Source organism: Bradyrhizobium sp., from assembly GCF_052389815.1.
Lineage (GTDB): Bacteria > Pseudomonadota > Alphaproteobacteria > Rhizobiales > Xanthobacteraceae > Bradyrhizobium.
Genome location: NZ_JBQTHN010000228.1, coordinates 1 through 8,235 on the forward strand (window position 1 = coordinate 1; position 8,235 = coordinate 8,235).

Annotated in this window: 9 protein-coding genes; 5 read left to right on the plus strand and 4 right to left on the minus strand. The window is 65.7% G+C overall.

Annotation, left to right across the window (positions count from 1 at the left end; translation table 11 throughout):
• On the plus strand, positions 1-185 hold a 185-nt coding region (locus tag ACT4OC_RS30345; protein ID WP_444842752.1), incomplete at its 5' end, for an alpha-E domain-containing protein.
• Positions 186-295: 110 nt separating this feature from the next.
• Complete coding sequence (locus ACT4OC_RS30350; RefSeq protein WP_444842753.1) at positions 296-1,126, plus strand: transglutaminase family protein; 831 nt, start codon at positions 296-298, stop codon at positions 1,124-1,126.
• 109 nt (positions 1,127-1,235) lie between these two features.
• Here the strand turns inward: ACT4OC_RS30350 and ACT4OC_RS30355 are convergent, their stop codons facing one another.
• On the minus strand, positions 1,236-1,733 hold the full coding sequence (locus ACT4OC_RS30355; protein ID WP_444842754.1) for a hypothetical protein: 498 nt from the start codon (positions 1,731-1,733) through the stop codon (positions 1,236-1,238).
• Positions 1,734-1,997: 264 nt separating this feature from the next.
• Entirely contained in the window at positions 1,998-2,384 is a 387-nt protein-coding gene (locus ACT4OC_RS30360) for a tetratricopeptide repeat protein (RefSeq protein WP_444842755.1), read from the minus strand.
• Between the two features lie 157 nt (positions 2,385-2,541).
• Here ACT4OC_RS30360 and ACT4OC_RS30365 point away from each other — a divergent pair, with 157 nt between their 5' ends.
• Together ACT4OC_RS30365 and ACT4OC_RS30370 are read left to right on the plus strand one after the other, a co-directional pair.
• The gene (locus ACT4OC_RS30365; protein ID WP_444842756.1) at positions 2,542-3,300 is read left to right on the plus strand and encodes a peptidase; all 759 of its coding nucleotides are present in this window, start codon (positions 2,542-2,544) and stop codon (positions 3,298-3,300) included.
• A gap of 12 nt (positions 3,301-3,312) precedes the next feature.
• Complete coding sequence (locus tag ACT4OC_RS30370) at positions 3,313-4,077, plus strand: SDR family oxidoreductase (protein WP_444842757.1); 765 nt, start codon at positions 3,313-3,315, stop codon at positions 4,075-4,077.
• 154 nt (positions 4,078-4,231) lie between these two features.
• On the opposite strand, the gene ACT4OC_RS30375 is transcribed toward ACT4OC_RS30370, so the two are convergent.
• Complete coding sequence (locus tag ACT4OC_RS30375; protein ID WP_444842758.1) at positions 4,232-5,455, minus strand: MFS transporter; 1,224 nt, start codon at positions 5,453-5,455, stop codon at positions 4,232-4,234.
• Positions 5,456-5,562: 107 nt separating this feature from the next.
• On the opposite strand from ACT4OC_RS30375, the gene ACT4OC_RS30380 reads away from it, so the two are divergent.
• Positions 5,563-6,813 (plus strand): NupC/NupG family nucleoside CNT transporter, encoded by a 1,251-nt coding sequence (locus tag ACT4OC_RS30380; protein WP_444842759.1) that lies wholly within the window; start codon positions 5,563-5,565, stop codon positions 6,811-6,813.
• On the opposite strand, the gene ACT4OC_RS30385 is transcribed toward ACT4OC_RS30380, so the two are convergent.
• Positions 6,760-8,235, minus strand: a 1,476-nt coding sequence (locus ACT4OC_RS30385; RefSeq protein WP_444842760.1) for an acyltransferase family protein, incomplete at its 5' end; no start/stop codon positions are given. The two genes, ACT4OC_RS30380 and ACT4OC_RS30385, sit on opposite strands and share 54 nt — an antisense overlap.

The window sequence follows — 8,235 nt, forward strand, 5'->3', positions numbered from 1 at the left end:
ACCAGATCGGCGTCGCCTATGGTCGCCAGGGCGCCTCGCAGCGTCACGCCCGCGGCATCCGCAACCGACTCGAGCACAGCAACATGGACGACATCTTCCAGCACGGCGTGCACGAATTCATCCAGGAATTCATCGCCGACAATTCGCGGCTTGGCGAGATCATCACCAGGCAGTATTTGATCTAACCGAGCACCGTCATTCCGGGGCGGCTCGAAGAGCCGAACCCGGAATCTCGAGATTCCGGGTTCGATGCTGGCGCATCGCCCCGGAATGACGGAAGAAAACGGACACACCAATGCGCCTGCGAATTGCCCATACCACCCGCTATCGCTACGAGCCAGCGGCTACCGGCGTGATCCAGATCCTGCGGATGACGCCCGGAAGCCATGACGGGCAATACGTCGCGGAATGGCAGATCGACGTCTCCACCGACACCCGCCTCGACGTGCACGAGGACGCCTTCGGCAACGTCACCCATGTGCTGACCACCGGCCCGATCGAGGATCTCGCCATCCATGTCGAGGGACTGATCGAGACTCAGGACACCGGCGGCGTGCTGCGCGGCGCCGACGAGCGGTTTCCGGAAACCCTGTTCCTGCGCTCGACCGAGCTCACCGAAGTCAACCCGGCGATGGCGCAGTTCGCCCGCGAGCTGCGCGCCGAAGCCGGCGACGACGTACTCGGGTTCCTGCACGCGCTGATGGTGCAGATCTACGAGCACATGACCTTCGACGAGGACCCGACCAACAGCGGCACCTCAGCCGCCGAGGCCTTTGCGCTGAGGCGCGGCGTCTGCCAGGATTATGCGCACATCTTCATCGCCTGCGCGCGCTCCGGCGGCGTGCCGGCGCGCTTCGTCTCCGGACATTTCCTGCGCTCCGACGGCGTCGCCGGCCAGCAGGCCGGCCACGCCTGGGCGGAAGCTTACGTGACCGATCTCGGCTGGATCGGCTTCGACGCCGCCAACGGCATCTGCACCACGGATGCGCACGCGCGCGTCGCCGTCGGGCTCGATTACCTCGGCGCCGCCCCCGTCCGCGGCACCCGCTATGGCGGTGGCACCGAGACGCTGACGGTGGCGGTCAAGGTCGAGCAGGCCGGCCGTCCCGGCCAGCGGCAGGACTAGGGGCCTTCCCCGTCATTGCGAGCGAAGCGAAGCAATCCATAGCGCCACAGTGAACAGGTGGATTGCTTCGTCGCTAACGCTCCTCGCAATGACGTTCTTGCTGTGCTGCCTAGCGCACCTCGCATGACGATGTCGTCATGACCGGGCGACCGCAGTAGTGATACCCCGATCCATCGAAGAACGTATACTCGCTCTTTCCTCCATGCAGGTTGGCCTGGAAAGCCGCGTTGCACGACTGGCCGCGAACGTTGACCGTCACGATCAGCGTATTGTTCGGCAGGTTCCAGATGAACTTCAGGCTTTGCTTGCCTGCGACGCGCACCTGCCCCGTGCCGCCCGGCACGGGGGTTACGCGCGGGCCTAGCTTGCTGTCGAAGCGCAGCGAGGTCGAGAACACCAGCAGGGTCTGGCTGACCTCGGCCGTGACGCTGCCATCCGGGTTGAGCGTACCGGTGCCGCTTCCGCTGATCGGGGCGTTGCTTACCGGCACCGGCCGCATGCAGCTCATGTTGCCCGAAAAACGGAAACTGAAGTTGAGCGCCTCTGCGCCGGTTGGAAACAAAACCGCAAATGCCAGGCCGGCGACGGCAAGGCCCGAGCGAAACAACCTTCTCTCAAAATGCATCGTGTTCCTCCCCAAAAAAAGGAGGCGAGCACATCGAAATATAAGGACCGCGGAAAGCGGTCTGGCCAGCCCCCGGCGAGCAGCATGCCGAAGGGTTCGACCCGATGCAATCGGGATAGCACGAACTTTCGATCGCTCCCGCACCTCGAGCGAGCAACGAGGGTTTCGCAAAATCCTGGCGCGTATGCCGCCTCGCCGAAATTCCTCCTCTTGTGGGAGAACGGCGCTGACGGATGCCCCACGCAATCAATAGGCGCAGTCGCGATAGTCTGAGACTTCGCAGGCCGCCATCATCTCTTTCGCCTGCGTCATTTCCGCCGGCGTCATTTCCTTCGACATCGCCTGCAAGCTGGCCATCGCCGTGGCGTCGCCCTTCCTGGCCGCGATGCTGAACCACATGAAGGCCCTGGCGGAGCTCTTCGCCACGCCCTCGCCCTTGCGGTACATCACGCCCAGCACGTTCTGTGCCTTGGCGTTGCCCGCCTGCGCCAGCGGCCGCAACAGCTTGATGGCCGGCACGTAGTCGCCGCGGTTATAGGCGACCATGCCGTCCTCCCAGGGGCCGGCGAGCGCCGCCGTCCCGCTCAGCAGAATGATTGCAACCACACCCGCGAAGCCTGACGCCCTCCGCATCTGCCCTCCCCGAAATTCCTCGCAAAGCCGACGCGATTTCTAGCCGCTTGACGCAGGGCCCGCCACGGGAATCGGGGGTTGGACGCAGGGGTGAAATTCGTTACTAGTGGCCCCCGCAAAACGAGAAGCGCTTCAAGCAGGCTCTTGGGGACTGGGAATGACCTATTGTTGTGGAATTCTGGTGCGCGACGGCCTCGTCATGATCGCCGACACCCGCACCAATGCCGGCCTCGACAACGTCTCGACCTTCCGCAAGCTGCACGTCTTCGCAAAACCCGGCGAGCGCATCATGGCGGTCGCCAGCGCCGGCAATCTCGCCATTAGCCAGTCCGTGCTGTCGACGCTGACCGAGGGCACCCAGAATCCCGATACCGGCGAGGTCGAGACCCTGATGAACGCGCCGACCATGTTCCAGGCGGCGCAGCGCATCGGCCGCGCCATCCGCCTGGTCCACGCCACCGAGGGTCCGGCGCTGCGCTCCGAGGACGTCTCTTTCGACGTCTCCTTCCTGTTCGGCGGCCAGATCAAGGGCTCGCGCATGCGCCTGTTCATGATCTACACCGCCGGCAACTTCATCGAATGCACCACCGACACGCCCTATTTACAGATCGGCGAGCACAAATACGGCAAGCCCGTGCTCGACCGCGCCATGCACTACGACGTCGAGCTCTATGAGGCGCTGAAGACCGGGCTGATCTCGATGGATTCCACCATGCGCTCCAATCTCGGCGTTGGCCTTCCGATCGACGTGCTCGTCGTGCGCACCGACGCCTGCGAGGCCGACCTCAATCACCGCATCGAGGCGGGCGAGCCCTATTTCCACGATCTACGCGCGCGCTGGTCGGCGGCCCTGCGCGCGGCGCACCAGAACATCCCGCGACCGCCTTACAAGACCGAAGCAGAAGCAAAAAAGTAAAGGGAAACGGAAATGGCCGAGGCAAAGCAGAAGATCGCGCTCGTCACCGGCGCCGGCACCGGCGTCGGCCGTGCCGCATCGCTGGCGCTGATGAACGCGGGCTACATCGTCGTGCTCGCCGGACGGCGCATGGAGATGCTGGAAGAGACCAAGAAGCTCGGCGACAACATCGGCAACAGCCTGTGCGTCTCCGCCGACATGACGAGCCCGGAATCGATCGCCGCCCTGTTCGCCAAGGTGGTGGAGAATTACGGCCGGCTCGACGTGCTCTTCAACAACGCTGGCATGGGCGCCCCGCCGGTCAACTTCGAGGACCTGCCGCTCGAGCAGTGGCAGGCGGTGGTGAACACCAACCTCACCGGCCCCTTCCTGTGCACGCAGCACGCCTTCCGCATCATGAAGGACCAGGACCCGCGGGGCGGGCGCATCATCAACAACGGCTCGATCTCGGCGCACGCGCCGCGGCCGTATTCATCGGCCTACACCTCCACCAAGCACGCCATCACCGGCCTCACCAAGTCCAGCAATCTCGACGGCCGCAAATACGACATCGCGGTCGGCCAGGTCGACATCGGCAATGCCGCCACCCCGATGACCGACCGCATGGTCGCCGGCCCCGGCGTGATGCAGCCCGACGGCACGATGAAGCACGAGCCGCGCATGGATGCGAAGGCCGTCGGCGATGCGGTCGCTTACATGGCGAGCCTGCCGCTCGATGCCAACGTGCTCTTCATGACTGTCATGGCGACCAAGATGCCGTTCGTCGGGCGGGGGTAGCCCTGCTCTCACCATCGTCATTGCGAGCGAAGCGAAGCAATCCATAGCGCCACAATGCGCGTCATGGATTGCTTCGTCGCGGAGCCTGTCATCGGGCCCGCCGGGGGCGGGACCCGTTGGCTCCTCGCAATGACGATTGGGGTAGCCGTCTTCCCTATTCCAGCCTCTCCACTTTCCGCAGCGCGGGGAACAGCTTCATCCACAATAGCGCAATCGCGATGGTGCCGACGCCGCCGAGCACGGCGGCAGGCACGGTGCCGAACAGCGCCGCGGTGACGCCGCTCTCGAACTGGCCGAGCTGGTTGGAGGCGTTGATGAAGAGGAAATTCACCGCGCCGACCCGGCCGCGCATCTCGTCCGGCGTCGACAGCTGCACCAGCGAGAAGCGGATCACCACGCTCACCGTGTCGGCGGCGCCGAGGATCGCGAGCGAAACCACCGACAGCCACATCCACTGCGACAGCGCGAAGGCGACTGTGGCCGCGCCGAACACGATCACCGCCTGGAACATGCGCAGGCCGACATGGCGGTTGATGGTGTGCCGCGCCAGAACGATGGTCATCAATAGCGCGCCGACCGCGGGCGCGGCGCGCAGGATGCCGAGGCCGAGCGGGCCGGTCTGCAGGATGTCGCGGGCATAGATCGGTAGCAGCGCGACTACACCGCCGAGCAGCACGGCGAACAGGTCGAGCGAGATCGTGCCGAGGATCGCCGGGTTGTTGCGGATGAAGCGGACGCCGGCATAGATGTCGTCGTCCGCGCTCTCCTTTTTCATAGTCGCCTGCTGCGCCGGCCGCAGGAAGCCGGTCAGCACCGCGCCGATCAGCCAGAACACGACGATGATCAGGTACGGCAGGCTGGGCGCAAAGACATAGGCGAACCCGCCGATTGCGGGACCCGTGATGGTCGCCACCTGCGCCGCGCCGGAGGAAACCGCGGTGGCCCGCAGCAGCGAGCCCTTTGGCGCAATCAGCGGCAGCAGCGCCGCGGTCGCCGGGCTTTCGAAGGCGCCGGCAATGCCGATCAGGAAGGTCGCGATGTAGATCTGCACCGCGTCGAGCCAGCCGGCATAGGTGCTGGCGGCCAGAAGCAGCGCGGTCAGCGCCTGCCCGATCTGGCAGAGCTGCACCACGCGCTTGCGCTCGAAACGGTCGGCAGCGTGGCCGGCGACGAAGACGAGCAGCGCGGTGGGGAGGAATTGCACCAGCCCGACCATGCCGAGGTCGAACGCGCTGCCGGTGATATCGTAGATCTGCCAGCCGATCGCGACCGCCGCGATCTGGCTTGAGAAGCGGGACAGGCTGCGCGACAGCAGGAAATTGAGGAACGAGGCGTCCCTCAACAATTCGCGCGCGCCGACGGTCGTGGCCGGGGACATGACCGAGGCGTGGCCGAGGGCAGTCCCGATGTCAACGCCTTCCGTGGCAACACGGCATTGCGCCGCCCCGCGGCGCTGGCATAATCGCGCTTGGTGCTGGGGGATTCATGCTGCAATTGCAATCGGCGTTCGGCGTGCTGGCGTTGCTCGCGATCGCGTGGAGCCTGGGCGAGAACCGTCGGGCCGTGTCGCTCAAGCAAGCGGCGATCGGCCTTGCCGCGACGCTGGTAACCGCCGTCGTGCTGCTCAAGCTGCCGGTCGTGGCGCGCGCCTTCGGCGCCATCAACGACGCGGTCGGGGCGATCTCGGCGGCCTCGCGCGCCGGCTCCTCCTTCGTGTTCGGCTATATCGGCGGCGGCGCGCTGCCGTTCGACCTCAAGGTGCCCGGCGCCGACTTCATCCTCGCCTTCCAGGCCCTTCCCATCGTGCTTGTCATGAGCGTGCTGACGACGCTCTTGTTCTACTGGCGCATTCTGCCGCCCATCGTGCGCGGCATGGCCCGCCTCCTGGAGCGCACGCTCGGCGTCGGCGGCGCGGTGGGCCTGTCCACCGCGGCCAACATCTTTCTCGGCATGGTGGAAGCCCCTCTGTTCATCCGTCCCTACCTCGGGCAGCTGACGCGCGCCGAGCTCTTCCTGGTGATGACCGGCGGCATGGCCGGGATCGCCGGCACGGTGCTGGTGCTCTACGCCACGCTGCTGGCGCCGCTGATCCCGGACTCCGCCGCGCATTTCGTCATCGCCTCCGTGATCGGTGCTCCGGCCGCGATCCTCGTCAGCCTGATCATGGTGCCGGAGACAACGGGCAAACGCACCGGCGGCGGCCTGGAAAATCCGGACGTGCATGCCGCAAGCACCATGGACGCCATCGTCAAGGGCACCACCGCAGGCCTCGAGCTGCTGCTCAACATCGTCGCCATGCTGCTGGTGCTGGTCGCGCTGGTCTATCTCGCCAACGCCGTCATCGGCCTGTTGCCGGAGGTCGGCGGCGCGAAAATCTCGCTGCAGCGGCCGCTCGGCTACGCGATGGCGCCGGTGTGCTGGCTGATGGGCCTGCCATGGCCGCAAGCGGTCACCGCCGGCAGCCTGATGGGCACCAAGACCGTGCTGAACGAGTTGATCGCCTATGTCGAGCTTTCCAAGCTCGGCAATGACGCGCTCGATCCGCGCTCGCGCCTGATCATGCTCTACGCGATGTGCGGCTTTGCCAATTTCGCCAGCCTCGGCATCATGATCGGCGGTCTCGGCGTCATGGCGCCGGAGCGGCGCGAGGAGATCAACGCGCTCGGGCTGAAGTCGATCGTATCAGGGACGATCACGACGTGCCTGATGGGAGCGATCGTGGGTCTCCTCACCTGAGGGCTCCTCCATGCCCAGCTTCGGCAGCAGCTGCTGCACCACCAGCACCGACCCCTCCGCTGTAAGATGCGCATGGTCCCAGGCCAGCGGTACGCCGCCATCGAGCGTGACCGGACATTGCCGCGCCGGACAAATGGCATCGAGCACCGAGACGTAGGCGAACGACTCGTCGGCGGGCAGCGCGGCTTTCATCCTGGCGTCGAGCGAAAACACGTCAGGCAGCAGCAGATCGTCCGGCCGTGCCGTCACCTGGCGCAGATGCTGGCGCAGCAGCATCGGCGGCAGCCGGCCCTTGAATTGCACCGGCGGGCCGAGCAGCACCACGCGGACTCCGCTGCCGGTCAGCCTTGCGATCGTCTGCCGCAAATCGGCGATCATGCCCTCGAAGCGCGGCGGACGGGCGTATTCCAGCCAATCCCCGGAGAGGATCACGAGGTCGGGCTTATGGTCGCGGAAATATGCCGTCATCTGCGTCGCGGCGTTGCGGCACGCGGCCAGGAATTGCGCCGGTGCATTGAACGTCGGCATGCAGGCGGCCTCCGTCCCCTGCAGGATGTTGACTGATCGCGGATCGGCCGCCTTGCTCAAGCCATGAAAGTAATGTGCCGCCAGGCTGTCGCCCCACAGCAGCACGTTGCTCCTGTCGGGGGCCGGCTTCAGGCAATCGTCGCGGAACACGCCGCTCGCCGGGTTGAAGCAATGGCCCGACCGGTAGATCGCCTCGAACTTGTAGGGAATGTACGTCTCGAGCTGCGCCACCACGCGATCGGCGCCGCCGGAATTTTGGCCGAGCATCGTGCCCCCCACACTACCAGCGATCAGCACGGCGGAAGCGGCAAGTGCGGTCGCAAAGGCGGCGCGGCGCGTCGGCGCCAGCGTCCGCTCGCGAAACGGCAGTTCGACAAAGCGCCACGACAGATAGGAGATCGCAACCGTCAGCGCGAACAGCACGATCTTGTCGAAGGCGTCCAGCACCAGGCTGTCCTTCGAGAAGCGTGCAAAGGTGAACAGCGGCCAGTGCCAGAGGTACAGCGAATAGGATATCTGCCCGAAAAATCTTGCGACGTGAAAAGGCGAGTACGGCGCCCGCTTTCGCGCGGGAACGCCGATGCCGCTCCAGATGAAGAGCGCCGCTCCAATGCAGGGGGCAAGCGCGTTCAGGCCGGGGAATCCCGGTCCCTGCCGCAGCGAAAATACCGGGATCGCCAGTACGACCACCGCAACGCCGCGCGCGATCCTTTGCGCCGTTTCGTTGCGCAGCACCGGAAAGCCTTCGACAGCGATGATCGCGCCGACCAGGAACTCCCAGGCGCGCGGCGGGCTCATGTAGAAGGCGTTGGCCGAGCCTTCATGGCGCATCAGCCATACGCTGAGGGCAAAGGAAGCAACCGCAAGCGCCGCTAGCAGAATCGGCAGCGCGGC